Source organism: Halomarina salina (genome assembly GCF_023074835.1).
In the GTDB taxonomy this organism is placed as follows: Archaea; Halobacteriota; Halobacteria; order Halobacteriales; family Haloarculaceae; genus Halomarina; species Halomarina salina.
Genome location: NZ_JALLGW010000001.1, coordinates 2,225,900 through 2,252,107, shown reverse-complemented (window position 1 = coordinate 2,252,107; position 26,208 = coordinate 2,225,900). Strand labels below are relative to the sequence as shown.

The following is a 26,208-nucleotide window of genomic DNA, read 5'->3' as shown; positions in this document are numbered from 1 at the left end:
GTGAAGCCCACACGTACCCCGACGGGACGGTCGGGATGCACGACGTCGACTTCGAGGTTCGGCCGAACGAGGTCGTCGCGCTACTCGGTGGAAACGGCGCGGGGAAGTCGACGCTGCTCGAACACCTCAACGGGACGCTCACGCCCGACGCGGGCGAACTCCGCGTCACCGGCCGGAAGGTTACCGCGGAGACGCGTTCCCACGCCCGCAAGGAGGTCGGGTTCGTCTTCCAGGACCCGGACACGCAACTCGTCGCGCCCACGGTCCTCGACGACGTGATGTTCGGGCTTCGCAACTACGGCGTTCCGGCGGACGACGCCCGGGAACGTGCCCGCGAAGCGCTGGCGACCGTCGACGCCGCTCACCTCGAAGAGCGCGTCCCCCACTACCTCAGCGGCGGGGAAAAACGACTTGTCGGACTCGCTGGCGTCCTCGTCCTCGAACCGAGTGTCGTCGTCCTCGACGAGCCTCTAGCGGGCCTCGACCCCGAACGCTCCCGACTCGTCGCCGACCGTATCGAAGCAATCAGCCGGGAGGGGATCAGCGTCGTCCTCTCGACGCACGACATCGATTTCGCGGCGAGCGTCGCGGACCGAGTCTGTGTGATGGCTGACGGGAACCTCGTCGGCGAGGGGACGCCACAGGAGGTGTTCTACGACGAGGGTTTGCTGGAGCGAGCCAACCTCCACGCACCCACGACAGTTCGACTCGCGAAGTCGCTCGATGTCGACGGGTCGCGTCGACCGGTGACGGAGACCGAACTGGTCGAACTGCTCTCTGGGGCGGCTACACCTCCGTCCAAGACACAAGTCGACGGGTGAGAGTGAGCCACGCCCATCCGCGTGGCGTGACTAGCAACTCGAGCCGACCGCTGACTCAGTCGGTCGGAATCGGTTCGACGAACGGCGACGTATAGTCCTCCCCACGCCCGACACGCCGACGACGTTCGGCGTGGCCGACCCCCCCGACGCCTACCGGCACTTCGCGGTCGTACTGGTCGTAGTAGCTCTCGGGCACGACCCAGTCGTTGTAGAACTCGGGGTGTGTTCTCAGAGGAGTTCGAGCGCGACACTCGCTTGGTGCCGTTCCGATGGGACAGTGTCGAAGACTTTCGTGACCGGCCAGTTCGCCGAACTGACTGCTGGACCGCTCGCCCGAAACATCATCGATGCGCGAAAGTTCGCCGAGCGAGTAATCGAGCACGCGGTTGGGTCGGGCCGGCGAGCCCCTAACGCCCCCAGTTGACGACCAACGACCCGACTCGTTATTCCGTCTGCCCCTCACTAGAGCGTATGCGGAGTCTCGTCTTTGCCCTCGAATACGACCCCGGCTGTAACCGCGTAGCAGACACGCTCGCGGCGCATCCTGACGCGCTGATTCGCTCACTCTCACTCCATGCGACCGCAAAACGTCTCTGGCGTGTCGACCACGCGACCGGGACGCCAGCCGCTCTCGACGATATCGAAGACGCGTTCTTGACCGCCGATTACTACGCGGACTGTCTAGCGACCGACGACTGCGGTGCGACCCAGTCGACACAGGTCCTCGACCACACCGACGACACACTCGTGCTCTACTCGTACTGGGAGCGCACGCCAGAGTGCTCGTCGGTCCCCCACATCGCGCGAGCACACCTCGGAGACGGGGTCCTATTCGACACACGCCATGAGGGGCGTCACTACACATGGCGGATTATCCACTCGGGACAGGGTAACGTAGGGGCCTTCTTCGACGACCTTGAGACGGCAGTCGGCACCTGTGCGGAGATGGAGATGCTCCGGACGACAGACACCGAAGTAACGAGGAGGTATGGCCACAGCAACCGAGACGAACTCCCGCCCGAACAGGCGGCTGCACTCGAAGCAGCCGTCGAACACGGCTACTACGAAACGCCACGGGCGGTCGATGTCGGGGAACTGGCCGAGCATCTCGCTGTCCCACGGTCGACGCTCACCTACCGACTTCGTCGAGCCGAAGCACAGCTGGCAGCGCGGTATGTCGACAGGGAATCGATGCGGGACTCCCCATCGACCACATCTTGAGGTTGGTCGTGGTTTAGTTGGAATATTCCAACGAAGACCTATCGCCGTGACTGCCCTCCATTCACGTAATGACAGATGACGTAGCCGGTGTCGACCACACGCAGGAGGACGGGCATCGCCGTGAATTGTCCGTCCGACTCACAGTCCCCGAGATGGACTGCCCCTCCTGCGCCCAGAAAGTCGACAAGAGCCTCCAGCGTGTCGATGGCATCACCGAGGCCATGCTGCAACCGACCACTGGGACAGCCACCGTGACATACGATTCGGAGCGAGTCAGCGAGAGCGACGTTGTCGCGGCAATCGAGGGGGCGGGGTACGAGGTCGTCAGTAGTGGGTCCGACGACGAATCGACCGGTGGGATGAACATCGCACCACCATCGGATATCTGGACGAGTCCGCGGGCGCTCAAGACGTGGGTCGGAGCGGTGTTCGTCGCACTCGGCCTGCTCGTAGAGTTCGTCCTCACTGGCGTCGACCCCACGATAGCGACCATCGTCGACTACCCGCTCACACTCGCCGACGGCCTGTTCCTCGTGGCGATTGTAAGTAGTGGGTATCCGGTCGTCCGGAGTGGTTACTACTCGGCCCGGAATCTGAGCCTCGACATCGACCTGCTGATGGGGACGGCCATCATCGCCGCGACAGGTATCGGATACTTCGTCGAAGCGGCGACACTGGCAGTCCTGTTCAGCATCGCCGAACTGCTCGAAGACTACTCGATGGACCGTGCACGCGACTCGCTGCGCGAACTGATGGAACTCTCGCCCGATGAAGCAACGGTCCGACGGGCGGGCGAGGAGGTGACCGTTCCAGCGGAGGACGTGGCTATCAGTGAGACCGTCATCGTTCGTCCCGGTGACAAGATACCGCTGGATGGGACAGTCGTCGACGGGGAGAGCGCAGTCGACGAATCGCCGATTACGGGAGAGTCTGTTCCTATCGACAAGTCGGCCGGTGACGACGTGTACGCGGGGTCGATAAACGAAGGTGGATACCTCGAAGTCGAGGTGACCTCGAGAGCGGGGGAGTCGACACTCTCTCGAATCATCGAACTGGTGCAGGGCGCACAGGAGAAGAAGACCGACAAAGAGCAGTTCGTCGACCGGTTTGCGGGCTACTACACCCCTGCCGTCGTCGTGCTGGCCATACTCACCGCTGCGGTGCCGCCGTTGCTCATTGGTGACGGTCTCACCCTCGACGTTGCGGGAGCTTCGGTGGTCCTTCCCGGGGGCTGGCAGGCGTGGTTCATCCGTGGACTGACGCTCCTCGTCATCGCCTGCCCCTGTGCGTTCGTCATCTCGACGCCCGTCTCCGTCGTCTCGGGTATCACGAGCGCCGCGAAAAATGGTGTGCTCATCAAGGGTGGTAACCACCTCGAAGCGATGGGCGAGGTCGACGCGGTCGCCCTCGACAAGACGGGAACGCTCACGAAGGGCGAACTGGCCGTCACCGATGTGGTCTCACTGGGGGAGTTCGAGGAGGCAGATGTCCTCCGATACGCCGCGAGTCTCGAACAGCGAAGTGAGCACCCAATCGCGGAGGCGATTCTCGCTCGGGCAGACGATGTGGGTCTCGACGCCCGTCCGACCCCGTCCGGGTTCGAGAGCTTGACCGGGAAGGGGATTCGCGCTGACCTCGACGATGAGACGTACTACGCGGGCAAACCGGCACTGTTCGAGGAACTGGGGTTCGACCTCTCCCAGTCACGCCGAGCCACCGACGGTGGGGCCGTGACAGAGCAACCAGCCGAGACCGCACGCGATGCGCTCGCCGAGTTGGAACGGGCGGGGAAGACGGTGGTCTTCGTCGGGACCGAGTCGGAACTGGTCGGTCTCGTTGCGATTGCTGACGAGGTCCGACCGGCCTCTCGTCGGGCCGTCGAGCGGCTCCACCAACTGGGCGTCGAACACGTCGTGATGCTGACCGGTGACAATACGGGCACGGCGCGTGCCATCGCCGAGGACGTCGGCGTCGACGAGTACCGGGCAGAGCTCCTTCCCGAGGAGAAAGTCGATGCGATAGAATCGCTCCAGCGCGAGTACGGGTCGGTCGCGATGGTCGGCGACGGTATCAACGACGCCCCCGCGTTGGCCACCGCCGACGTCGGTATCGCGATGGGTGCGGCGGGTACCGACACAGCACTTGAGACCGCTGATATCGCGCTGATGGGCGACGATGTCGGAAAACTCCCGTACCTGTACGCACTCTCACAGGAGGCGAACAGTGTGATTCGACAGAACATCTGGTCGAGTCTCGGCGTGAAAGCCGTGTTAGCCCTCGGCGTTCCGCTGGGGTTCGTCAGTGTCGCACTCGCAGTGGTCGTCGGTGACATGGGGATGAGCCTCGGCGTGACAGGGAACGCAATGCGACTGTCACGGATAGAGCCCGACCAACTAGCCGACTCGCAAGAGCAGTTGCACGTGCGGACGGCCAGGGATGGAACGAAGCACTAGCCGAGTCCAACTGGAATACAACGCTCACGTTCTCTGTCTAGCGATTCCGGAGATAGAGTCTACCCCCTCAGTAGAGGAGATAGCCGGGACGAGACCAGCGTACCGCTGGTTCATCCAATTGTAGACGTACCGTCGAGAGCCAAGGGTGGGATTCGAACCCACGAATTCTCGATTACAAATCGAGTGCTTGAACCGCCCAAGCTCCCTTGGCGCGTGGTCAGTCGTTCTCCCCGGGCGGGATATCGGTTTCGACGTCCTTGAGCATCGTGATTCGGTGCTGGTCGTAGCCGTGGCGTCGGTAGAACCGGCGGGCCGCCTCGTTGTCGGCCATGACGTCCAGCACGACGGTCTCCGCGCCGTCCGCGACGAGTGCCGACTCGGCGGCCTCCAAGAGCTCCGACCCGACGCCGCGGTCCCGCTGGTCCGGTGCGACGAAGAGGTTCTCGACGAGTCCCTTGCGGACGGACGTCTCGTAGGCACCCGACTCGACGCTGAACTGGACGAATCCGGCGATGTCGTCCGCCTCGGTTCGCGCGACGAGCATCCCCCCAGTGACGATAGAGCGGCAGACGGACTCGCGGGCGGTCGCCCGGTTCTCCTCGGAGAGGAGGTAGGAGTCGTAGGACTGCTGGTCCGCCGCGAGCGCCACCCACGCGTCCGCGATGGCGTCCGCCTCGTCGATGCCGGGGGGTTCCACCCTCACGAGAGCGCCTCGACGGCGGGCAGGGACTCGCCGGTGAGCAACGTCAGCGCCGCCCCGCCGCCCGTACTGACGTGGTCGAACCCGGAGAGTCCCAGCCGGCGGAGCGCCGCCGCGGTGTCACCGCCGCCGACGACGGTGTACTCCGCGGCCCGTGCCGCCTCGAACAGGTCGCGCGTGCCCACCGAGAACGCGTCCATCTCGAAGACGCCCGCGGGACCGTTGAGGATGGCCGTCCCGGCGTCGTCGAGTACGTCGCCGTATGCAGCCACCGTCTCGCTTCCGATGTCCATCGCCGGGTCGTCCGAGGGGAGGTCCTCGACGGCCACCTCGATGCGTTCGTCGTCGCGTTCGACCGCCACGTCGACGGGCAGTGCGATGCGGTCGCCGTAGGTGTCGAGCAACTCCTCTGCGCGGGTGAGCGCCTCGCCGGCCCGGTCTTTGACCACCTCCGTCGACGCCGGACCGAGGTCGACGCCCGACGCGTGGAGGAACGTGTTCCCCACGACACCGGTCGTGAGCACCCTGTCGGCGAGGCCCGAGTCGAGGACGCTCGCCGCCACGTCGATGGAGTCGTCGACCTTCGCCCCGCCGAGGACGTAGACCCGAGGTGTCGGCGTCGACCCGATGTCGCCCAGCGCGTCGAGTTCGCGCTCCATGACGCGACCCGCGTACCCAGGGAGAGCGGCGGGGAAGCCGACGAGCGACGGCTGTGAGCGGTGGGCGGCGGCAAAGGCGTCGTTGACGTAGGCGTCGAGCGCGGGCACGAGTCCCGTCACGAGGTGCGTCTCGGCGGCCACCTCGGGGTCGAACGACATCACCTCCTCGCTGTAGAAGCGGGTGTTCTCCAGCACGAGGACGTGGCCGTGTGCGAGGTCGGTGATGGCGTCCCGTGCGTCCTGGCCGAACGTGGTGTCGTGGTAGGAGACGGGGGCGTCGAGCAGGTCGTCGAGACGGTCGGCGTGTGCGGCCAGCGTGGTGAAGTCGTCGCTGCCGGGACGGCCCTGGTGGGCGAGGACGACGACGCGAGCGTCGCGGGCGGCGAGTTCGTCGAGGGTGTCGACGTGGGCCTGCAAGCGAGTGTCGTCGGCGAGCGCTCCGTCGTCGTCGATGGGACTGTTGATGTCGACGCGTACCCCGACCGCCGCCCCTGCGGCGTCGAGGTCGTCGAGCGTCCGGACCATGCGACTCCCTCCTCCATCTGCGGACTAAGTTGTTCCCCTCCTAATCCCAGCGCTTATCCGTGTGAGTTCGCGAACCTCGCGTGTGTTCGACCCCGCAGCCGACCGGTTTCCGGTCGACCTGACCGCCCTCGCCCTCCTCGTCGCGGCGTGCTCGTTCTGTGCCGCGACGGCGCTGGCGAGCGACGCACAGGCCCTCGACCGCTGGGCGCTCGTGGTCGCTGCGGGCGCCTCCGGTGGCACGGCCCCACGACTGCTCGCACGACCGGTCGCCGACCGCGAACGGGTAGGGTTCGGCTTCGGCCTCGTCGCGGCGGTTACGGGGTCCATACTGTTCGGGAGCGCGTTCCTGCTCGGGACGCCGACCGACCCCGTTCGGGCCGGGGTCGTCCTCCGAGCGGTTGGCACGCTCTCGCTCGGCGCTCTCGTCGTCGCCACCGTCGCGACGGTGACGTACCTCGTCGGGGTGCTGCGTCGGCGGGAGTCGCCGGAGCGTCGCGCCGAGCGCATCGCCGAACAGGTCATCGGTCACGAACGTCGCTGACGGGCGCGACGACGGGAGAGCGGTGGGGTTATTTATGCGTACCCACCAGAGAGACGCGTGATTGATACACATGGGAGTAAGTGACACCTACTCGAGGGGGCGAAAGCTGTTCGGGGAGAACCCGGCGGGACTCCTCGTAGCTGTCGTGGCTGTCTTGCTGTTACTCGACCTCGTTCGCAGGTTGGCCGTCGGAGCGATCGCCCCGTCGGCGCTCGGTAACTACCTCTGGAGCGGTCTCGTCATCGGTCTCGTCTACGGGCTGGCGGGTATCGGGCTGTCGCTGACGTACAGCATCCTCGGCTTCGCCAACTTCGCTCACGGCGACTACCTCACGGGCGGCGCCTTCGCCGGGTGGTCGGTCGGCTACGTCATCGCCGGTGTCGGTGTCGCCGACCTCGGCAGCCGACTCCTCGTGCAGGCGACGCCCGGCCGTATCGGTGCGAACATCTCGTCGGCCCCGCTCGTCATCCTCGTCGGCCTGCTCGCCGCGATGGCGTTCACCGTCCTGCTGGCACTCGTCCTCGACCGGGCCGTCTACAAGCCGATGCGCAATCAGGAGGGCATCGCGCTGCTCATCGCCAGCGTCGGCGTCGCCTTCGCGCTCCGGTACCTCATCGCGTTCGTCTTCGACGTCAACTCCCGCGGCGTCACCGCGAGCCCCGAGACGTTCGAGATTCTCGGCGTCGTCGTCTCCAGCCACGAGATAACGCTCGTCGTCACCTCGCTGCTGTTGATGGCCGGCGTCCACGTCGTCCTCCAGCAGACGAAACTCGGCACCGCGATGCGGGCGATGGCCGACAACGAGGACCTCGCACGGGTCACGGGCATCCCGACCGAACGCGTCATCCGCTGGACGTGGATCATCGGCGGGGCGCTGGCCGGGGCGGCGGGCTACCTCGTCGTCCTGGAGAGCGGTACCATCTCCTACAACTTCGGGTGGGTGTTGCTCCTCCTCATCTTCGCCGCCGTCATCCTCGGCGGTATCGGGTCGGTGTACGGCGCGATGGCCGGCGGCGTCCTCATCGGCCTCGCGGAGAACCTCTCGCTCGTCTGGCTCAACGGACCGTGGACCGACTTCTCACAGCCAATCGCGTTCGGACTCATGATCCTCGTCTTGCTGTTCCGGCCGTCGGGCATCTTCGGTGGGGTGACGACCGCATGAGTGACGCCGAGGCAGACGCACGGCGGCAGTCCCGCTTCGGCCTCAGCGGTGCGGCCCTCGACGCGGTGTACATCCTGGGGGCGATGCTCGGCCTGTACGTCCTCTTCACCGCCATCGGCGTCGTCCTCAACTACCAGCTCTCGGGCATCATCAACCTCGTCCGCGAGGTGACGTTCTACGTCGCGGTGTACGCCATCGTGGTCCTCGGACTGAACCTCCAGTGGGGGTACGCCGGACTGTTCAACATCGGTATCGCGGGCTACCTCGCGGTCGGCGTCTACGGGTTCGGACTCATCAGCGGCTCGACGACGGGGACGCCGACCGGTCTCGGCCTACCGTTCCCCGTCGGCGTCCTCGGCGGGATGTTGCTGGCGGCGCTGTTCGGACTCATCACCGCCCTCCCCGCGCTGCGACTGAAGGCGGACTACCTGGCCATCGTCACCATCGCGTTCGCCGAGATAATCCGCATCGCGCTCGGGTCGCGCGCCTTCGAGGACGTGACCGGCGGCGGCGCGGGGTTCAGCAACTTCCCCGCGAACCCGGCCAACATGCTGCTGCTGAGCGACCCCACCAGCGCCATCTCGGACCCGACGCCGGTCGGGGAGGTCGTGTTCGGCCTCTTCGAGTCCGTCGGCGTCCAGAACCCCGTGGTCGGCCTGCGGGTGACGTACGTGTTGCTGCTGGTCGTCGTCGTCGCGGTCGTCTACGTGCTGCTCCGGCGTATCGCCAACTCGCCGTTCGGCCGCGTGCTCAAGGCCATCCGCGAGGACGAACTCGTCGCCCAGTCGCTGGGGAAGGACACCCGATGGTTCAAGATAAAGACGTTCATGCTCGGTTGCGCGCTGATGGGCCTCGGCGGTATCCTGTGGTACGCGTACGGCATCGGGAGCGTCAACCCGGCGGACAACTTCAAACCGCCGCTGACGTTCTACCTGTTCATCGCGCTCATCATCGGCGGCGCGGGGTCGAACACCGGGAGCATCCTCGGCGGCGCCCTGTTCTCGGGCATCCTCTTCCTCGCTCCACAGTACGCGAATCGGGTCGCGGAGCAGTTCCTCCCGAACATCCCCTCGCCGAACAACTTCGTCGACGCCGTCGCCCCGCTCGCATCGCTGGACGTCCTGCCGCTGTTCGGCTACTTCCTCGGCAGTCTCGACCAGATGCGGTTCGTCCTCATCGGCGCGCTGCTCGTCTGGCTGATGCAGAACCGGCCGGAGGGACTGCTCGGACACCGCGTCGAACCGGCGTCCAGCGTCGACCTGATGCGCCGGGACCGGGACCCGCCCAAGGGGTCACCGGCCGCCGACGGTGGTCGGACCGCGGACGACGGAGGTGCCGACGATGAGTGACGCGGACGACTCCACGGAGAACCCGCGTAGCGGGGGACCGGTCGAGGCGAACATCCCCGACGACGTGGAGACCCCGGACATCGAGGAGGCGGAGAGCGCCGACTCCGACGTCGAGGAGGACGCGAAGCGGACGCCGCGTGGCCTCCCGCTCCGCGTCCAGGACCTCCGCAAGGAGTTCGGCGGTATCACGGCCGTCGACGGGGCCTCGTTCTCGGTCGAGAAGGGGTCGCTGACGGGCCTCATCGGGCCGAACGGGGCCGGGAAGTCGACGACGTTCAACTGCATCGCTGGCGTCCACCAGCCGACGTCCGGCCACGTCTACTTCCAGGGCCAGGACATCACCGGGTACAGGCCACACCAGGTCGCCAACCGCGGACTGATGCGGACGTTCCAGATCGCCCGCGAACTGGAGGAGATGACCGTCCTGGAGAACATGATGCTCGCGCCGCGGGGACAGCGGGGCGAGTCGCTCACCTACTCGGTGTTCCCGGGGTTGCGCGGCCAGGTCGTCACGCAGGAGGAGGACCTCCGGGAGAAGGCGTGGGAGACGCTCGAACTGTTCGAGATAGACCACCTCGCCAGCGAGTACGCGGGCAACCTCTCCGGTGGCCAGCGCAAGCTGCTGGAGATGGCCCGCGTGCTGATGGCCGACCCGGAGATGGTGCTGCTCGACGAACCGCTGGCCGGGGTCAACCCGACGCTCGAACACAAACTGCTCGAACGGATTCACGCGCTGCGCGAGGAGGGACTGACGTTCCTCCTCGTGGAACACGACATGGACATCATCATGCAGAACTGCGAACACATCATCGTCATGCACCAGGGACAGGTCCTCGCCGAAGGCGACGCCGACACGATCCGGAACGACGACCGCGTCATCGACGCCTACCTGGGTGAGACGCTGTGAGCACCGACTCGAACGACGTCGAGACGACCGGAACCGGAACGGGCGCGAGCACGGCGTCGACGCTCGACGACGATGCGCAGAGCCTGCTCGCGGTCCGCGACCTCGACGCGGGCTACGGCGACCTGCAGGTCCTCGACTCGGTCGACCTCGACGTTCGCCCCGGCGAGTACGTCACCATCGTCGGTCCCAACGGCGCGGGGAAGTCGACGGTGATGAAGTCCGTCTTCGGCCTGACGACGTACATGGGCGGGAGCGTCAGGTTCGACGACCGCGACATCGCCGACGAGCAACCAGAGGAGATCATCCACTACGGCATCGGCTACGTCCCTCAGAACGAGAACGTGTTCGCGGGGCTCTCGGTCCGCGAGAACCTGGAGATGGGCGCGTACATCCTCGACGAACTGCCCGAGGACCGGCTGGACGAGGTGTTCGACCGGTTTCCCATCCTCCGGGAGCGCAGTGAGCAGAAGGCGGGCAACCTCTCGGGGGGCCAGCGACAGATGCTCGCGATGGGACGGGCGCTGATGCTCGACCCGCAGTTGCTGATGCTCGACGAACCGAGCGCCGGCCTCGCGCCGGACCTCGTCGACGAGATGTTCGACCGCATCGACGCCATCAACGAGTCGGGCACCGCGGTTCTGATGGTCGAGCAGAACGCGAAGGAGGCGCTTCGACGCTGTGACCGAGGCTACGTCCTCGTCAACGGGGGCAACCGGTTCATGGACGACGGCGACGTCCTCCTCGGCGACGAGGAGGTCCGCCAGGAGTTCCTCGGCGGATAGCCACCGGTCCCCTGCGATTCGCAACCCTCCTTTTACCGGACCGAGTGGTCGGCCGCGTCGCTCTCTCGGTCGGCGTCGAAAGAAGTGATGGTCGTGAGTCGGACGCGTCGCGCGTTCGACGCCCGCGCTCAGGCCTGGAACTCGATCTCCTGGAGCGACTCGATCGCCCAGCCGCTGTCGGTGGAGTCGGACTCCTGCCAGCTGAACAGCTCGTACGTCGCCGCCTCCAGGTCGCCCTGCTCGTTGAACTCCACGGCGCTCGACGCACCCTGGTAGTTGATGTCCTCGCCCGAGGCCGCTGCGGTGAGCGCCTCGCCGAGCTGTTCGGGCGTGTACTCGGTGCCCGGTCCGTTGGCGACGGTTCGCATCTGCTCGGCGACGGCCGCACCGTTGTTCTCCCCGGCGGCGGCGTTGGCGAGCATGAGACACGCCGTCGCGTCGTACGCCTGGGCGGTGAACACTCCCGGCTCGCGTCCGTACTCGTCGCGGTAGAGCTGGTTGAAGAACTCCGTCCCCGGCCCGGAGGCCAGCGGCGCGGTGCCCTTCACGTTCTCCATCGCGTTGTCGACGTTCGCGGGGAGCGACGGCTCCCGGAGTCCGTCGGTCACGAAGATGGGGAGGTCGGGCTGGTTGAAGTTCGCGTAGAAGTCGCGGAACATCTGGACCCCGCTGGCCGGGTAGCCGATGATGACGAGCGCGTCCGGGTCACCGGACAGCGCGCTCTCCAGCCGCGGCACGTACGAGGACTGCTCGCTCTGGAACGACACCTGGTTCTGGACGGTGCCGTCGCGCTCCTCGAACGCCCCCGCGAAGCTGTCGGAGAGCAGCTGCCCGTAGGAGTTGTTCACGTACAGGGTCGACGCCGTCGAGGCGTCCTCCTGTTCGGTCGCGACCTGCGCGAGCACCTGCCCCTGCAGCGCGTCGGTGGGCGGAGTGCGGTAGATGAGGTTGTTGTCGTTCAGGTCGGTGATCTCCGGCGACGTGCTCGCTGGCGAACACGCGGCGATGCCGTTCGGGATGAACACGTTCCGGTACACCTGGAGGCTGACACCGGAGGACGCCGCCCCCGTCACCGCCGGGAACCCGGCGTTGACGAGCGCCTGGGCCGCGCTCTGTGCCGCGTTCGGGTCGGTCTGCGTGTCCTCGACCTGCTGTTCGAGCGTGAAGTCGGTCTGCCCATCCAGCTGGGCGAACGGGAGGATAGCGCCGTCCTTGATGGGGACGCCGAGTTCCCCGAGGTCGCCCGTCAACGGAAGGAGGACGCCGACGCGAATCGGGGAGTCACGGTCCGCCGACCCGCCACCGCCGCCACCGTCCTGCGTGGTGCTGCCGTTGCCGCCACCGCCACTGGTCGTGCCATCGCCACCGTTGCCGCCACCGTCGCCGGTCGTCTCTGTATCCTCTCCGTCGCCGCCGCCGAGGCAGCCTGCGACGAACATCGAACCGGTTACCCCCGCACCGACGAGGAAGTCCCGCCTGTCGAATTTCCGTGCCATACTGTCACAATATCCTAACCAACCCTCTTAAAGGTAGCCGTAGTTGCGAACCGGATTTCATAGAAAATAGCTGACTGACCGTTGTTCGGGCCGTATCTCGGGAAAATTTCTCTACCAATCAGCTGCGAATTAGGAGCTACCCGGAAGCGCGCGTCAGTAGAACTCGACGGCCGTCCCGTGGTCGCGGCAGGTCTCCAGCGCGTGCTTCGCGTTCATCCCCGCGGACTGGGCGGTTCGAGCCCGACCGACGCCGACCTGCAGTTCGACGTCGACCCGGTCGTGGACCGTCTCGATGGCGTCCTCGTACTCCGCCGTCGAGAGCGCGGGACAGACGGCGATGACGTTGTCGCCGCCGACGAAGAAGGAGAGGGAGTCGTGTGCGGTGCGCATGTAGCGCATCAGTTCGGCGTACCCCTGCTCGATGTGGATGAACGAGTCGAACGCGTTCAGTTCGTCGGTGTACTTGCCGGTCGCGTCGACGACGTCGAAGTGCGCGATCTGCACGTCGTCGCCGGTCCGTTCCTCGTCGCCGAGGATGTCCCCCGAGAGGATCTCCTGTCGGGTGGCGTCCTGTGCGCTCCCGGCGTCCTGGAGCGGGGCGGTCGCGTCGCCGAGCGCCGTCACCGGCGACGGGTCGACGCCGAACCCGAGACTCACGGTCACCGGGTAGCGGTTCCCGACGGACTCCTGGATGAGGGCGTGGGCGTCCCGGTCGAGGCCGTTCGTCACCGCGATCATGTTGTCGAATCTGGTGAAGAAGACGTAGCCGTCGCGGTTGCCGAACAGCTGCGAGAGGTCGGCGTACAGTCGGGACTGGAGCGTCTGGAGGTCGACCTCCCGGCGTGGTTCGGGCGTCACCGTCCACGGCCCGTAGTTGTCGATCTGGACGAGGGTGACCTGCGTGTTCGTCACGGTAGTCGCTACAGAACGCCCAACTATGCCTGTGTTGGTTCGTCGTGACCCCCGAGCGCCGACCGACCTCGCGGCACCACGACGCGACCCGCACTGGGCGAACCGAGTCGTGAGCCAGACGGATGAAAGGTGTATTAACACTACCAGGCGATGCGAGTCCCATTCAGGCAACGGTTAAGTATTTCTCAGTACGTTCGTGTACTCGATGGCAGCAAAACAGTACAGTCGACGATTCACACTCGACCCGACCTTGACGGAGAGCAGATCCTCGACGCTGACGCTCGACGACCTGCAGACGTTCATCGACGACCACGAGGAGTACAATCCGCGAGTGCGGGCCGTCACGTTCGAGGTCGACGACGCGGTGTCCGATCCGAGCTAGTCGGGTCGGGTCTCCGTGCGGAACGAACGGTATCGTGCGTCGCCGTCGACACCTCCCGATTCCCAGTCACCCGTCGGGGGCGACGAACCAGACCGGCGGGGGTCGCCCAGACCCCGTCGCTTGCCTCTGTCCGGACTCGAACGCCGAGCCGGGGCACTACCGAGCGGTGGAGAGCGCAGCTCCATCGAGAGGAGACGACGCAGTCGCGTCAGTAGTCGTCGATGTCGAAGTACCAGTAGCCAGCGCCGCGCATCGCGCGGCCGACGGCCCTGTGGAAGTCGGGGAAGTCGGAGAACTCCTCCTGGTCGACGTGCTCGAAGACGTCGCGGACGGAGACGACGGTCTCGTGGTCGATACGCACCGGTTCGTCGCCGTAGTTCTCGACGTACTCGTCGCGCGATAGCGGGAAGTCCGCTTCCTCGTCGATCTTCTTCGCGAGGATGGCGTGCCCGTACTTGCGCATCCCCTCGCTCCCCTCGTCGGAGTCGGGGTCGTGGGGCCACTGCGTGTCAGCCATGTCGGGACAGTCGGGCAAGTGCGGCAAAAGCGTTCCCTTAGCGCGCGCTCGGGAGGCCGGTCGGTCGGGGTCGGAGTCCCCGGATGCGGACTGGCTCAGTAGACGACGTACAACAGCGCGTAGACGACGACCCCGAGCGTGAACGAGACCAGCCACAGCGACGCCGCGACGCGACCCACCCGCCGGTGGGCCGTCTGCCGGAGTTCCGACGGCGTGTGCGTCGCCGCGAGCAACAGCGCGTAGTAGACGAGCGGCACGCAGACGATGGCCAGCAGGATGTGGACGGCGAGCACCGGGAGGTAGACGTACAGGTAGACGGCCTCCGGGCCGGGGAACTCGCTCGGGCCTTCGAGACTCACCCGGTAGAGGTAGAGCACGAGGAAGGCGGCGAACAGGACGAAACTCGTCAGCATGGCGACCCGGTGTCTCGCCACCTCGTTCTCCCGAATCCAGCGCCAGCCGGCCGTGATAGTGCCGATAGCCGCGAGACTGATGACGGCGTTCAGGTGGGGGACCAGTTCGACGAGCGACTCCGACCGCGGGATGGCGTCGTTCGGGATGACCTGCCCGACGGCGGCGAAGACGAGAGCGAGCGAGACCACCGTGAGGACGCCGGTCAGCAGGGGGACCCGGTCTTTCGCGCGGAACTCCATACCGTCGCTACGGACGGCCGCGGTATCGGCGTATCGCTTCCGTGGTCGGTCGGCAGGCCGACTGCTCACCGGCGGATATCTCTCGACGGGGCTGTCGCTCTCGGGCGTTGCGTCGGTAAGGATGATGCGTGGGTGCTGTCACTGTGACGAGCACCGTGCACTTTCGGGGCGGTGAGCCCCATCAGTGCGTGGGACCGGATTTGAACCGGCGGACCTCTACAGGACAGCGCCCTCAACGCTGCGCCGTTGGCCTGGCTTGGCTACCCACGCACGCTTCGTCGTGCGTTTACTCGTATCCGGTCCGGTATTAAAAGCCCTTCCGTTTGGACCGGGGGCTGGGACGGTCAACCACCCCAGACTCGCCGACCACCACACGGGCGGCGGTCGTGACCCGGACCCGTCACTGGGCGCACGTTTCAAATACCGCCGGTACACAACGACGGGTATGGCGAAATACTCGACTGGCGGCGTCGGGTCACGGGAGTCGGACTCCTGTGAACTCTGCGGTGCCGAAGAGCGCTCGCTCGAAGCCGTGAACGTCGAGGGGGCGGTCCTCCAGGTCTGTCCGGACTGCCGCCGCCACGGGAGCGACGGGTCCCAGGGTGGCGGCGGTGGCGGCGGCGGCCAGCGGAGCGACCAGTCCTCCGGCGACGAGGAGCGTGACCGCAAACTCAAGGCCGTCCGGGCGCAGGCCCGCCTGGACGACGCCCGGAAGGGCGACTCCGAGCGCTGGGTCGAGGGCGCGGACTACGAGGACGACCCGCTCCCGTACCTCGTGAAGGGCTACGGCGAGACGGTCGTCGAGGCGCGCGAGGCAGAAGAGCTCTCCTCGGCGGACCTCGCGGGCGAACTCGGCGTCCGCGAGGCGGACGTCGTCGCCGTCGAACGGGGCCGGGCGACCAGTGAAGGCATCGGCGGGTCGCTCATCGAGGCGCTCGAAGAACGACTCGGCGTCGAACTCGCCGAGGACTGACCGAAGGACGGGCCGACCCTTCGATTCCGCTCTTCTCCCGAGGTGGTCTACCGTCCAGTCACATCGGACGCCTCGGACCCGAACCGCCGCGACGACACCGCGACCACAACGGCCTTTGCGTCGGGCGTTCGTTCGCACGGTATGCCATCACTCGCCGCGGCGGACCCGTCGACGCTCGGGTTCGACGCCGAGGTCGAACGCCGGGACGGCGACGAGGTCGTCCTCTCCGAGACGTACTTCTACCCCGAAGGTGGCGGGCAACCGGCCGACCGTGGGCGCATCGAAGGCGTTCCCGTCGTCCACGTCGAGCGCCGGGACGGGACGGTCGTCCACCACCTCGACGGCGACGGGGATGCCGACGCGATAGCCCCCGGTGCCGAGGTGTCCTGCACCGTCGACGAGGAGTTCCGGACGTACTGCATGCGCGCGCACACCGCCAGCCACGTCCTGTACGGCGCGGGACGGCGCCTGTTCGACGACCTCGGCTACGGCGGGTTCGGTATCACCGCGGAGAAGGTGCGGGTCGACTTCTCGACGCCGACGGACGTCGACGACGCGGCGCTCGTCGGACTCGAACGGCTCGTCAATCGCGTCGTCTGGGAGTCACGGCCGGTCTCCTGGGCGGAGGTCCCGAGGGAAGAAGCGCTCTCTCGGTCGGACATCGCGTTCAACACGAAGACCGAGGAGGGTCTCGACGCCGACACCGTCCGGGTGGTCACCGTCGGTTCGAGGGAGTCCGAGGACGCCGAAGCGTCCCCACAGGGGGCCGCCGACGCACCGGGCGACTGGGACGTCGCGGCCTGCGGCGGCACGCACGTCTCGAACACCCGTGAACTCGGCCCCGTGACGGTCCTCGGGCGGTCGAACCCCGGCGAGGGACTGACCCGCGTCGAGTTCGCCGTCGGCCCGGACGCCATCGACCGACGGGCGACCGAGAAGCGCGCGCTCCTCGCCGCGGCCCGCGACCTCGGCACGCCCCTCGACGAGGTCCCGCAGGGTATCGAGCGCCTGCGAACCGACCGGAACGAGGCCGCCGCCGAGCGCGACGCCCTCCGCGAGGAGGTGGTCGGTGCGCGACTCGCGGACCTCCGCGAGGGGGCCGTCGAGCGAGACGGTTCGACCTGGGTGGTCGGCACCGTCGCGGGCCTCGACGCGAACGCGCTGGCCGACCGGGCGCAGGACATCGCGGGCGACGGGGCGGAGGTGGTCGCACTGGTCGCCGACTCCTCGCTGGCGGTGGCGACGTCCGGCGACCACGACGCCAGCGCCGTCGTGAGCGAGGTGACCGAGCAGTTCGGCGGCGGCGGTGGCGGGTCGCCGACCGTCGCGCAGGGCGGCGGGCTCTCGGCGGACCCCGAGGCCGTCGTCGCGTTCCTGCGCGGCGAGTAGGCGAACTCGCAGCGTCGGTCAGCGCGAACGGAGGTGGACGTGGACCCGCTCGCACTTCGCGTCTCCACAGACGGGGCACTCGCTGTCACGTCTAGCGTCTCCCCGTGTCGGCTCGACCCGGTCCTCGGCGACGTCGATGAGTCGCATCCCATCGGCGTCGAGTTCGTAGCCCTCGGCGGTCTTCCGCACGAACGTCCGTCGGAGGCGGTTCAGGTGGTAGTTGAACGTCCCCGAGTCACGGACGCCGACGCGTCCGCGGAGTGCAGAGAACGAGAGCGCGGGGGCGTCGGGTCGGTCACGGCGCCGGTCGGCGAGCGTCCGGACGATGGCGAGTCTGGTCTCGTCGCTGAGGGCCTCGAACGCGTCGATGGGGTCGGGCGTGTCGGCCATGGGACAGACGGTGGAGGCCGCCGTGATGTACTTTCTCCCACCGTTCGCCCGCGGTACTGGACTGCGCTCCTGTTCGCGTGCGAACGTACCGAGAGCGGCTCGGGAGCGGACCACGACGGCACGAAGTCGACCGTCGTCGCGTTCGACGCGGGTGGCGACCATCACCGCCCGGGCAGCACCGTGTCGGAACGGGCGATTTTTGCGGGGCGACTGCGGACGGTGGCGTATGCAACTGACGGCCGAGCAGGAGGCCATCCGGGACGTGGTCCACGAGTTCGCGGTCGAGGAGATACAACCCGTCGCCGAGGAGTGCGACGCGACCGAGACGTTCCCCGAGGAGGTGTGGGACGGCCTCGCCGAACTCGACCTGACGGGCATGACCGTCCCCGAGGAGTACGGCGGGTTCGACGCCGACCCCGTCACGTACGCCGTCGTCAACGAGGAGGTGGCGTACGGGACGCTCGCCGTCGCCACGGCGCTGTCGGTCCACTGCCTCGCCACCTCCTGCATCGCGGAGTTCGGCGACGAGGAGCAGCGAGAGCGCTGGCTGCCGGAGATGGTCGCGGGCCGCCCGGTCGGCGCGTTCTGCCTCTCCGAACCCGGCGCGGGGTCGAACCCCGCCCAGATGACCACCACCGCGGAGCGAGACGGCGACGCCTACGTCGTCAGCGGCGACAAGCAGTGGATCACGAACGGCCGTCGCGCTGGCGTCTACATCGTCTTCGCGAAGACCGACGAGGGCGTCACCCAGTTCGTCGTCCCCGGCGACGTCGACGGCCTCAGCGTCGGCGAACCGGAGGAGAAACTCGGCCTGCGCGCCAGCGACACGACGAGTCTCACGTTCGACGAGGTTCGGATTCCGGCCGAGAACCGCCTCACTCCGGAGGGGAAGGGGCTGTCGGCCGCGCTCTCCATCCTCACGGGCGGCCGTATCGGCATCGCCGCCCAGTCGGTCGGCCTCGCGCAGGACGCGCTGGACCGGGCGGTCGACTACGCCCAGGAGCGCGAGCAGTTCGACGGTCCCATCGCCGACATCCAGTCCATCCGCCACAAACTCGCCGAGATGCACACGACCGTCCAGTCCGGTCGGCTGCTGACCCGCGACGCCGCCCGGAAGAAGGGCCAGCGGACCGACGACTTCCCCACCGCGGCGAGCATGGCGAAGTACGTCGCCAGCGAGGGCGCGATGGACGTGACCAACGAGGCCGTCCAGACACACGGTGGCTACGGCTACACCCGCGAGTTCGACGTGGAGCGCCTCTACCGCGACGCCAAGATACTCACCATCTACGAGGGGACGAGCCAGATTCAGAAGACCGTCATCGCGCGCGACCTGCTCGACTGACGCTCGGGCGGGACCCGAGAACGACGCCGCACACCGGTCGGTCGCTCTCGGTCACGAGTCGGTCAGTTTGGCGGACGAGAACGTTTATCCTCGGGTACTCGAACGAGTACCCATGCCGGTGGTGAACGACTCGTCCGTCGTCGACTTCGACGCCGAGCGTGCCGTGGCGTCCGCTCTCGAAGTCACCGGGAGCGACCTGCTGCTGGTCGTCGAGTACGACGGGGAGGCGTACAAACTCCTGTACTGCGCGGACGTGGTGGCCGACCGCTACGAGGACGACCAGGCGATGTACGAGCACTTCGAGAGGGTCCACTCCCACGCCTTCCACGATGCCGAGCGGCGCGCGCTCTCGGAGGACCTGTTCGTCGACTCGGGCGAGACGCGCGCACTGACGACCCACATGGAGAATCTGGTCGCCCTCCGCGTCCTCGGCGACGACGAGGGGCTGTTCCTCCTGCTCGCCCCTGATTCGTCGGTGACCGCGGTCGTCGAAGCAGTCGAGGGGTTCGTCCGCTCGTGACCGACGACTACGAGGCCGTCGTCTACGACCTCGACGGGACGCTCGTCCGGCTCCTGGTGGAGTGGGACCGCGTCGCGAGCGAGGTGGCGCACGTCCTCCGCGACCGTGGGGCGACCCCGCCCGACGGCCTCTGGGAGATGCTCGTCCAGTCGCAGGGCACGCCACACCACGACGCCGTCGAGGAGGTCATCTCGCGCCACGAACGCGAGGGCGCACGCGACTCCGAGCGACTGCCACACGCAGACGACCTCCCGCTGGACGTCCCGGTGGGCGTCTGCTCGCTCAACTGCGCGGCCGCCTGTCGCATCGCGCTCGACACCCACCGCCTGGACGACCACGTCGGCGCGGTCGTCGGTCGTGACACCGTCGCGACGCAGAAACCGGACCCGGAACCGCTGTTGGCGACCGTCCGAGCGCTCGACGCGAGGCCCGAACGGACGCTGTTCGTCGGCGACTCCGCGCGCGACGAGGAGACGGCGCGCCGGGCGGGGACGGCGTTCGAGTGGGTCGTCGACTAGCCGGTCGGAGAGCGGTCAGGAGAGGAGCCGTCGGTCGGGAAGCGCTCGAAGCGTTCTGCCGTCACTCCACGCGCGAGCGAGCGTAGAGGAACACGCTCACCGCGATGACGACCCAGAGGACCGCCCCGACGCGGATGGCGAACTCGGCGCGAGCGGGCCACGTGTTCAGCGAGGGGACGAACAGCGAGGCGACGGCGACGAGCGGGGCCCCGACGGCGATGGCGACGACGAACGTCGTCTGCATCACCCACCCGTAGTCGACGCCGTCGGGGTCGGTTCGCTCGACGTGTGGCACAGTGGTGTGTTTCCGTGGGGAGGTATCAACCGTTCGTTGTCGACCGGAGCCGGTCGGTGACCGAATCTATCCGCAGGTGAGAGTATCGTGGCGTCTGCGATGCACGTTCGACCGTCCTCCAGTAGCCCGTACCAGCGGCATTTTTACCCGACGCCGACCGACCGCGAGGTATGCGGGCAAAGGACATCCGCGAGAAGGCTGGCGTCGACCCCATCACGATGCTGACGGCGTACGACGCGCCCTCGGCGTCGGTCGTCGACGAAGCGGGTATCGACATGGTCCTCGTCGGCGACTCGGTGGGCAACACGCGCCTCGGCCACGACTCCACCCTCCCGGTCACGCTGGAGGAGACGCTGAGCAGGACCGCGGCCGTCAGCCGCGTCGTCGACGATGCGCTCGTCGTCGCCGACATGCCGTTCCTCACCTTCGGCGTCGACGAGGCACAGTCCATCGAGAACTGCGGCCGGATGCTGAAGGAGGCCGACGCCGACGCCGTCAAACTCGAATGTGGCGAACACACCGTCGACCTCACCCGACGCCTGACGCAACTCGGCATCCCCGTCCAGGCGCACCTCGGCCTGACGCCACAGGGCGAGAACGTGACGGGCCTGTTCCGGCAGGGGACCGACGCCGAGGCCGCTCGACACATCGTGGACCTCGCGGAGCGCCACGAGGAGGCGGGCGCGTTCTCGCTGGTGCTCGAACACATACCGGCGAACCTCGGTCGCGTCATCACCGAGCGACTCGACATCCCGACCATCGGCATCGGCGCGGGCGCGGACTGCGACGGCCAGGTACTCGTCGTCGACGAGGTCATCGGCCTCTCCGAGGGTGCAGCGCCCTTCTCGAAAGCGTTCGGCGACGTTCGCGGCGAGATGGAACGCGCCGTCGAGGAGTACAAGCACGCCGTCGAGTCCGGTGAGTTCCCGGCCGAGGAACACAGCCACGTCGAACCGGAACTCGACGACGTCTACTGACCGACAGGACGCCGTCGACGCCCGTCCACGCCTCCCACCTGGGCCGGAGTCCGCCGCTGTTTCTCGGGGGACCGTCCCACCATCTCGAGTTGTAGACTCGCACAAGTATCCGTCGGCAGCCCCCGTCGGTTGCCGTATTCTGTCCGGTAGGGGGCGACACTTATCAGGCTGGTTCGTGTCGAGTCCTGTATGGAACTGCACGCGACCGAACCGTACGACTTCGGGCAGACGGTCCAGGCGTTCGACGGGAACGAGCCGTGGGCCGACGAACGAGTGTGCAGTGACGACAGCGTCGCGGTCGGGGGGTACGCCGAGGAACGACCGTTCGTCGCGACGGTGTCGCCGGGCGAGGAGTCGACGACGCTCGACGCGGACGTGGAGTGGGTCGACGAGCAGGGCGACGACCGTGTGGTCGCCGACTGGCTCGGCGCGTTCTTCTCGCTCTCGGACGACGTCGAACCGCTCTACGAGGCGGCGGCCGACGACCCACCGTTCCGGCACATCCTCGACTCGCTCGACGGCTACCACCAGGTCCGCTTTCCGGCACCCTTCGAGGCCGCCTGCTGGGCGGCGCTCGCCCAGGCGACGCCGACACACGTCGCGCGCGAACAGAAGCGGGAACTGGTCACCTCGGTCGGACGCGTCGTCGAACGCCCACCGTCAGCGGCTGGAAGTCGGCGGGACGACGCCACCGCCGGGGCGACGCTCACGGCGAACGCCCTCCTGCTGTTCCCGACACCGCGGCTCGTCCTGACCGGAGCACCCGCCGTCGGACGACTCTTCCCCGAGTGGAAGGCCCGGACCATCCTCGCGGCGGCGGAGACGTTCGCGACGGAGCCGCTCTCGACGCTCGACACGCAGGAACTGCTCGACCGCCTCGGCTCCATCTGGGGGTTCGACGCCTGGGCCGCCGAGTTCGTCGCCGTCCACGGGTTCGGTCGGATGGACCGACCACCGCTGTACGAACCACGCCTGCGCTCGGCCGTCGAGGAACTGTACGGACTCCCCGAGGCGACCGACGACCACCTCGACCGACTCGCCGAGCGCTACGGGGAGAACGCGGGCTACTGGGCACACTACCTCATGACGTGGGCACAGCGGCAGAACGAAGCGCCGACGGTCTGAGTCGCGGAGTCTGGACCGTATCGGAGGGCTCCAACACGACGTCCCTCAGCGCTCGCCGAGGAACGGTCCGACGGCGTCGTTCCAGGCGTCCGGTCGCTCCAGCATCGAGAGGTGAGCGGCGTCTTCGACGGTTTCGAGCGTGCAGTCCGGAAGCTCTTCCGCCAGATACTCGTGGAACGAGACCGGGGTGAGGCGGTCGTGTTCGCCCGTCAGTGCGAGCGTCGGGACGGTGACCTCGTCGAGTCGGTCGCGGACGTCGAACGCGTCGCAGGTCAGGAAGTCGCGCTCGGTCACCGCTCGGCCTGTCGTCTCCATCGACGCCATCGACGCCGACCGGGTCTCGTCGTCCGCGTCGTGGAACAGCATGTCGGGACCGTGGAGCGTCTCGACGGCCGCGTCGAACTCCTCGGCGAGCATCGTCTGTAGCTCCTCGTGGACCCCGAGTTTCGCGCCGGTGCCCGTCAGGACGAGACCGTCGAGTTCCAGGTCGGTGTCGAGGGCGACCGTCAGTGCGACCGCACCCCCTAGCGAGTTGCCGACGAGCACCCGCGCGCCCGTCTCGCGGGCGACGGCGACCACGTCCGCCGCGTAGGCGGCCATCGTCTCCGGCCCGGCCGCCGTGTCGACGTCGTCGCTCTCGCCGTGCCCGCTCAGGTCGAGCGCCACGGAGGGGCCGTCGAAGCCCCGTTGCCCGTACTGGTGGACCCACACCGAGTGGCCCGCGCCGCTCCCGTGGACGTAGAGCGTCGGAACGCCCCCGCCGAACGAGGTCTGCCGGTACGCCGTCGTCCGCCCGTCGTGGTCGACCTGCTCCATACGGCCCCCACGCCACCATCACCCAAAAGCCCCGGTCGTTCTGCGGGCGGGTTCTCGACCCATCCAGACTCCACCGCTGCGCGACGTCCGACGGTGGGGGGAATCGCCCCGACCGTCAGCGTAATTGCGTCCCCGGTCGTACTGTGAACCGCGACACCACTGTTGTCCGCCGTTCGCCTACTGTCCGGTGGTTCATCGAGGCAAAGTTTAAATACTAGAAGCACTAACCTGGAGTTAGTACATGACCAACCAGCTACGTTTCGCAGACGGTGACGGACCGCTCCGCCGGTACGACTACAGCGACCGGACCGTGTTCGCCGCGGACCTCGGTGCTGGCGTCGAGGCGGACGTCGACGTCGTCGACGGCACCGTGATGGTCGTCCAGGGCGACCAGCAGTACGAGTTCGACGTCCCGGCGGGACGCTCGCAAGCGTTTATCAAAAACGGCGTCGTCACCGTCGAAGTGAGCCTATGAAACTCACCGTCAAGCCGCTGAAGCAGAAGGACGCGGGTCGAGGACTCGCAGCCATCGACCGCGCGGCGATGGACGACCTCGACCTGGAGAACGGGGACTACATCCTCATCAGTGGGGCCGACGGGCGCGCCGTCGCGCGCGTCTGGCCGGGCTACCCCGAGGACGAGGACGACGGCGTCATCCGCATCGACGGCCGCCTCCGTCAGGAGGCGGGCGTCGGCATCGACGACAAGGTCGACGTCGAGAAGGCGGACGTCAACCCCGCCAAACAGGTGACGGTCGCGCTCCCGCAGAACCTCCGCATCCGCGGGAACATCGGGAGCCACATCCGCGACAAGTTGAGCGGCCAGGCCGTCACGAAGGGACAGACCGTCCCGTTCAGCCTCGGCCTCGGGCCGCTCTCCTCGATGAGCGGCCAGCGCATCCCGCTGAAGATAGCGGAGACCGACCCCGACGGGACCGTCGTCGTCACGGACTCGACGGAGGTCCACGTCAGCGAGAAGCCCGCCGAACAGATCGCCTCGGGTGCGAGCGGGTCGACGACCGAGGGGACCCCATCGGTCACCTACGAGGACATCGGCGGTCTCGACGGCGAACTCGAACAGGTGCGGGAGATGGTCGAACTGCCGATGCGCCACCCCGAACTGTTCCGCCAGCTCGGCATCGACCCGCCGAAGGGCGTCCTGCTCCACGGCCCGCCCGGGACCGGGAAGACGCTGATGGCGAAGGCCGTCGCCAACGAGATAGACGCGTACTTCACGGACATCTCCGGCCCGGAGATCATGTCGAAGTACTACGGCGAGAGCGAGGAGCAACTGCGCGAGGTGTTCGAGGAGGCAGAAGAGAACCAGCCGGCCATCGTCTTCATCGACGAACTCGACTCCATCGCCCCCAAGCGCGGGGAGACGAGCGGTGACGTGGAACGCCGCGTCGTCGCACAGCTCCTCAGCCTCATGGACGGCCTCGAAGAGCGCGGCCAGGTGACCGTCATCGGCGCGACGAACCGCGTCGACGCGCTCGACCCCGCTCTCCGCCGCGGCGGCCGGTTCGACCGCGAGATCGAGATCGGCGTCCCCGACACGGACGGCCGCCTGGAGATCATGCAGGTCCACACCCGCGGCATGCCGCTGACCGACGACGTGGACCTCGAGACGTACGCCGAGAACACCCACGGGTTCGTCGGCGCGGACCTCGAGACGCTGACGAAGGAGGCCGCGATGAACGCCCTCCGGCGCATCCGCCCCGAACTCGACCTCGAACAGGACGAGATCGACGCGGACGTACTGGAGTCGCTCACGGTGACGGAGACCGACTTCCGCGAGGCCCTGAAGGGCATCACTCCGAGCGCACTCCGCGAGGTGTTCGTCGAGGTGCCCGACGTGACCTGGGACCGCGTCGGCGGTCTGGAGGGCACCAAGGAGCGCCTCCGCGAGACCATCCAGTGGCCGCTGGACTACCCCGAGGTGTTCGAGGCGATGGACATGGACGCCGCGAAGGGCGTCCTGCTCTACGGCCCGCCGGGCACCGGGAAGACGCTGCTCGCGAAGGCCGTCGCCAACGAGGCCAACTCGAACTTCATCTCCATCAAGGGGCCCGAACTGCTCAACAAGTTCGTCGGGGAGTCCGAGAAGGGCGTCCGCGACGTGTTCGAGAAGGCCCGGTCGAACGCACCGACGGTGGTGTTCTTCGACGAGATCGACTCCATCGCGGGCCAGCGCGGTCGCAACATGAGCGACTCGGGCGTCGGCGAGCGCGTCGTCTCCCAGCTCCTGACGGAGCTCGACGGGCTCGAAGAGCTGGAGGACGTGGTGGTCGTCGCCGCGACGAACCGGCCCGACCTCATCGACTCGGCGCTCCTGCGCCCCGGTCGGCTGGACCGACACGTCCACGTGCCCGTCCCCGACGAGGAGGCCCGCCGCGAGATATTCAACGTCCACACCGAACGCAAGCCGCTGGCCGACGACGTCGACCTCGACAAACTGGCGCGCCAGACGGAGGGCTACGTCGGCGCGGACATCGAAGCAGTCTGCCGCGAGGCCGCCCTCGTCGCCAGCCGCGAGTTCATCACCTCGATGGACGACGAGAGCCGCGAGAACATCGAGGGCTCCATCGGCAACGTCCGCATCACGATGGACCACTTCGAGGACGCGATGGACGAGGTGCGCGCCTCGGTCACCGAGGAGACGCGCCAGCAGTACGACGAGATAGAAGAGCGGTTCAACTCGGGCGAGCGCCCCAAGGACAGCGAACAGGTCAGTCGCACGTTCCAGTAGACCTCGTGCAAGTGGGGGTCGCTCCGCGACCC

General features: G+C 67.5%; 28 protein-coding genes and 2 tRNA genes. 18 read left to right on the top strand and 12 right to left on the bottom strand.

The features are described from left to right. Positions 1 to 35: 35 nt before the first annotated feature. On the top strand, positions 36 to 821 hold the full coding sequence (locus tag MX571_RS11520) for an energy-coupling factor ABC transporter ATP-binding protein (protein WP_368409048.1): 786 nt from the start codon (positions 36 to 38) through the stop codon (positions 819 to 821). A gap of 55 nt (positions 822 to 876) precedes the next feature. Here the strand turns inward: MX571_RS11520 and MX571_RS11515 are convergent, their stop codons facing one another. Further along, positions 877 to 1,203 carry a hypothetical protein gene (locus MX571_RS11515; RefSeq protein WP_247416811.1) on the bottom strand — a complete coding sequence of 109 codons (327 nt, stop codon included), beginning with the start codon at positions 1,201 to 1,203 and terminating at the stop codon, positions 877 to 879. Between the two features lie 89 nt (positions 1,204 to 1,292). On the opposite strand from MX571_RS11515, the gene MX571_RS11510 reads away from it, so the two are divergent. Both MX571_RS11510 and MX571_RS11505 read left to right on the top strand, forming a co-directional pair. Beyond that, positions 1,293 to 2,042 carry a helix-turn-helix domain-containing protein gene (locus MX571_RS11510; RefSeq protein ID WP_247416809.1) on the top strand — a complete coding sequence of 250 codons (750 nt, stop codon included), beginning with the start codon at positions 1,293 to 1,295 and terminating at the stop codon, positions 2,040 to 2,042. Positions 2,043 to 2,110: 68 nt separating this feature from the next. Beyond that, the gene (locus MX571_RS11505) at positions 2,111 to 4,495 is read left to right on the top strand and encodes a heavy metal translocating P-type ATPase (RefSeq protein WP_247416807.1); all 2,385 of its coding nucleotides are present in this window, start codon (positions 2,111 to 2,113) and stop codon (positions 4,493 to 4,495) included. Between the two features lie 137 nt (positions 4,496 to 4,632). Here MX571_RS11505 and MX571_RS11500 read toward each other — a convergent pair. From MX571_RS11500 to MX571_RS11490, 3 genes are all read right to left on the bottom strand, one after another. Continuing rightward, positions 4,633 to 4,706, bottom strand: a tRNA-Thr gene (locus tag MX571_RS11500). A gap of 6 nt (positions 4,707 to 4,712) precedes the next feature. Next, positions 4,713 to 5,198, bottom strand: coding sequence for a GNAT family N-acetyltransferase (locus tag MX571_RS11495; RefSeq protein WP_247416804.1), 486 nt, complete (start codon positions 5,196 to 5,198; stop codon positions 4,713 to 4,715). Then, a complete protein-coding gene (locus MX571_RS11490) occupies positions 5,195 to 6,379 on the bottom strand; it encodes a phosphoglycerate kinase (RefSeq protein WP_247416802.1) in 1,185 nt (394 codons plus the stop codon). The genes MX571_RS11495 and MX571_RS11490 overlap by 4 nt, the downstream gene beginning before the upstream one ends. A gap of 82 nt (positions 6,380 to 6,461) precedes the next feature. Between MX571_RS11490 and MX571_RS11485 the strand changes: the two genes are divergently transcribed. The 5 genes from MX571_RS11485 (at position 6,462) to MX571_RS11465 (ending at position 11,120) form a co-directional block, all read left to right on the top strand. Further along, positions 6,462 to 6,920: a hypothetical protein gene (locus MX571_RS11485; protein ID WP_247416798.1), complete on the top strand. Its 459-nt coding sequence runs from the start codon at positions 6,462 to 6,464 to the stop codon at positions 6,918 to 6,920. Positions 6,921 to 6,990: 70 nt separating this feature from the next. After that, positions 6,991 to 8,082, top strand: coding sequence for a branched-chain amino acid ABC transporter permease (locus MX571_RS11480; RefSeq protein ID WP_247416796.1), 1,092 nt, complete (start codon positions 6,991 to 6,993; stop codon positions 8,080 to 8,082). After that, entirely contained in the window at positions 8,079 to 9,431 is a 1,353-nt protein-coding gene (locus MX571_RS11475; protein ID WP_247416794.1) for a branched-chain amino acid ABC transporter permease, read from the top strand. The genes MX571_RS11480 and MX571_RS11475 overlap by 4 nt, the downstream gene beginning before the upstream one ends. Continuing rightward, on the top strand, positions 9,424 to 10,338 hold the full coding sequence (locus MX571_RS11470) for an ABC transporter ATP-binding protein (RefSeq protein WP_247416792.1): 915 nt from the start codon (positions 9,424 to 9,426) through the stop codon (positions 10,336 to 10,338). Before MX571_RS11475 ends, MX571_RS11470 begins: the two co-directional genes overlap by 8 nt. Next, positions 10,335 to 11,120, top strand: coding sequence for an ABC transporter ATP-binding protein (locus MX571_RS11465; RefSeq protein WP_379751740.1), 786 nt, complete (start codon positions 10,335 to 10,337; stop codon positions 11,118 to 11,120). The genes MX571_RS11470 and MX571_RS11465 overlap by 4 nt, the downstream gene beginning before the upstream one ends. A 128-nt stretch (positions 11,121 to 11,248) precedes the next feature. Here MX571_RS11465 and MX571_RS11460 read toward each other — a convergent pair whose 3' ends face one another. Further along, the gene (locus MX571_RS11460; RefSeq protein ID WP_247416791.1) at positions 11,249 to 12,616 is read right to left on the bottom strand and encodes an ABC transporter substrate-binding protein; all 1,368 of its coding nucleotides are present in this window, start codon (positions 12,614 to 12,616) and stop codon (positions 11,249 to 11,251) included. 153 nt (positions 12,617 to 12,769) lie between these two features. After that, complete coding sequence (locus MX571_RS11455) at positions 12,770 to 13,528, bottom strand: GTP cyclohydrolase III (protein WP_247416789.1); 759 nt, start codon at positions 13,526 to 13,528, stop codon at positions 12,770 to 12,772. Positions 13,529 to 13,733: 205 nt separating this feature from the next. Between MX571_RS11455 and MX571_RS11450 the strand changes: the two genes are divergently transcribed. Then, the gene (locus MX571_RS11450) at positions 13,734 to 13,910 is read left to right on the top strand and encodes a hypothetical protein (RefSeq protein WP_247416787.1); all 177 of its coding nucleotides are present in this window, start codon (positions 13,734 to 13,736) and stop codon (positions 13,908 to 13,910) included. Positions 13,911 to 14,118: 208 nt separating this feature from the next. Here the strand turns inward: MX571_RS11450 and MX571_RS11445 are convergent, their stop codons facing one another. The 3 genes from MX571_RS11445 to MX571_RS11435 all read right to left on the bottom strand — a co-directional run bounded on the left by MX571_RS11445 (position 14,119) and on the right by MX571_RS11435 (position 15,350). Beyond that, positions 14,119 to 14,427: a DUF5785 family protein gene (locus MX571_RS11445; RefSeq protein WP_247416786.1), complete on the bottom strand. Its 309-nt coding sequence runs from the start codon at positions 14,425 to 14,427 to the stop codon at positions 14,119 to 14,121. A gap of 95 nt (positions 14,428 to 14,522) precedes the next feature. Then, positions 14,523 to 15,080, bottom strand: coding sequence for a DUF420 domain-containing protein (locus MX571_RS11440; protein WP_247416784.1), 558 nt, complete (start codon positions 15,078 to 15,080; stop codon positions 14,523 to 14,525). Positions 15,081 to 15,265: 185 nt separating this feature from the next. Further along, positions 15,266 to 15,350: transfer RNA gene (locus MX571_RS11435), tRNA-Leu, on the bottom strand. Positions 15,351 to 15,525: 175 nt separating this feature from the next. On the opposite strand from MX571_RS11435, the gene MX571_RS11430 reads away from it, so the two are divergent. Further along, positions 15,526 to 16,053 carry a helix-turn-helix domain-containing protein gene (locus MX571_RS11430; RefSeq protein ID WP_247416782.1) on the top strand — a complete coding sequence of 176 codons (528 nt, stop codon included), beginning with the start codon at positions 15,526 to 15,528 and terminating at the stop codon, positions 16,051 to 16,053. A 141-nt stretch (positions 16,054 to 16,194) separates the two neighbouring features. Next, positions 16,195 to 17,442 carry an alanyl-tRNA editing protein gene (locus MX571_RS11425; protein ID WP_247416779.1) on the top strand — a complete coding sequence of 416 codons (1,248 nt, stop codon included), beginning with the start codon at positions 16,195 to 16,197 and terminating at the stop codon, positions 17,440 to 17,442. Positions 17,443 to 17,460: 18 nt separating this feature from the next. Here MX571_RS11425 and MX571_RS11420 read toward each other — a convergent pair whose 3' ends face one another. After that, entirely contained in the window at positions 17,461 to 17,832 is a 372-nt protein-coding gene (locus MX571_RS11420) for an ArsR/SmtB family transcription factor (protein ID WP_247416777.1), read from the bottom strand. 226 nt (positions 17,833 to 18,058) lie between these two features. Between MX571_RS11420 and MX571_RS11415 the strand changes: the two genes are divergently transcribed. The 3 genes from MX571_RS11415 (at position 18,059) to MX571_RS11405 (ending at position 20,215) form a co-directional block, all read left to right on the top strand. Beyond that, complete coding sequence (locus MX571_RS11415) at positions 18,059 to 19,177, top strand: acyl-CoA dehydrogenase family protein (protein ID WP_247416774.1); 1,119 nt, start codon at positions 18,059 to 18,061, stop codon at positions 19,175 to 19,177. Between the two features lie 112 nt (positions 19,178 to 19,289). Further along, a complete protein-coding gene (locus MX571_RS11410) occupies positions 19,290 to 19,697 on the top strand; it encodes a DUF7522 family protein (RefSeq protein ID WP_247416772.1) in 408 nt (135 codons plus the stop codon). Further along, complete coding sequence (locus MX571_RS11405) at positions 19,694 to 20,215, top strand: HAD family hydrolase (RefSeq protein WP_247416769.1); 522 nt, start codon at positions 19,694 to 19,696, stop codon at positions 20,213 to 20,215. The genes MX571_RS11410 and MX571_RS11405 overlap by 4 nt, the downstream gene beginning before the upstream one ends. A gap of 61 nt (positions 20,216 to 20,276) precedes the next feature. On the opposite strand, the gene MX571_RS11400 is transcribed toward MX571_RS11405, so the two are convergent. Further along, the gene (locus tag MX571_RS11400; RefSeq protein WP_247416767.1) at positions 20,277 to 20,510 is read right to left on the bottom strand and encodes a DUF5822 domain-containing protein; all 234 of its coding nucleotides are present in this window, start codon (positions 20,508 to 20,510) and stop codon (positions 20,277 to 20,279) included. 170 nt (positions 20,511 to 20,680) lie between these two features. Between MX571_RS11400 and panB the strand changes: the two genes are divergently transcribed. Further along, positions 20,681 to 21,487 carry a 3-methyl-2-oxobutanoate hydroxymethyltransferase gene (gene panB / locus MX571_RS11395; RefSeq protein ID WP_247416764.1) on the top strand — a complete coding sequence of 269 codons (807 nt, stop codon included), beginning with the start codon at positions 20,681 to 20,683 and terminating at the stop codon, positions 21,485 to 21,487. A 189-nt stretch (positions 21,488 to 21,676) separates the two neighbouring features. Beyond that, positions 21,677 to 22,612, top strand: a complete 936-nt coding sequence (locus tag MX571_RS11390) for a DNA glycosylase family protein (protein ID WP_247416762.1) — start codon at positions 21,677 to 21,679, stop codon at positions 22,610 to 22,612. 45 nt (positions 22,613 to 22,657) lie between these two features. On the opposite strand, the gene MX571_RS11385 is transcribed toward MX571_RS11390, so the two are convergent. After that, a complete protein-coding gene (locus tag MX571_RS11385; RefSeq protein ID WP_247416760.1) occupies positions 22,658 to 23,428 on the bottom strand; it encodes an alpha/beta fold hydrolase in 771 nt (256 codons plus the stop codon). A gap of 241 nt (positions 23,429 to 23,669) precedes the next feature. Here MX571_RS11385 and MX571_RS11380 point away from each other — a divergent pair, with 241 nt between their 5' ends. Further along, the gene (locus tag MX571_RS11380) at positions 23,670 to 23,903 is read left to right on the top strand and encodes a DUF7127 family protein (protein ID WP_247416758.1); all 234 of its coding nucleotides are present in this window, start codon (positions 23,670 to 23,672) and stop codon (positions 23,901 to 23,903) included. Next, positions 23,900 to 26,176: a CDC48 family AAA ATPase gene (locus MX571_RS11375; RefSeq protein ID WP_247416755.1), complete on the top strand. Its 2,277-nt coding sequence runs from the start codon at positions 23,900 to 23,902 to the stop codon at positions 26,174 to 26,176. Before MX571_RS11380 ends, MX571_RS11375 begins: the two co-directional genes overlap by 4 nt. Positions 26,177 to 26,208 lie beyond the last annotated feature (32 nt).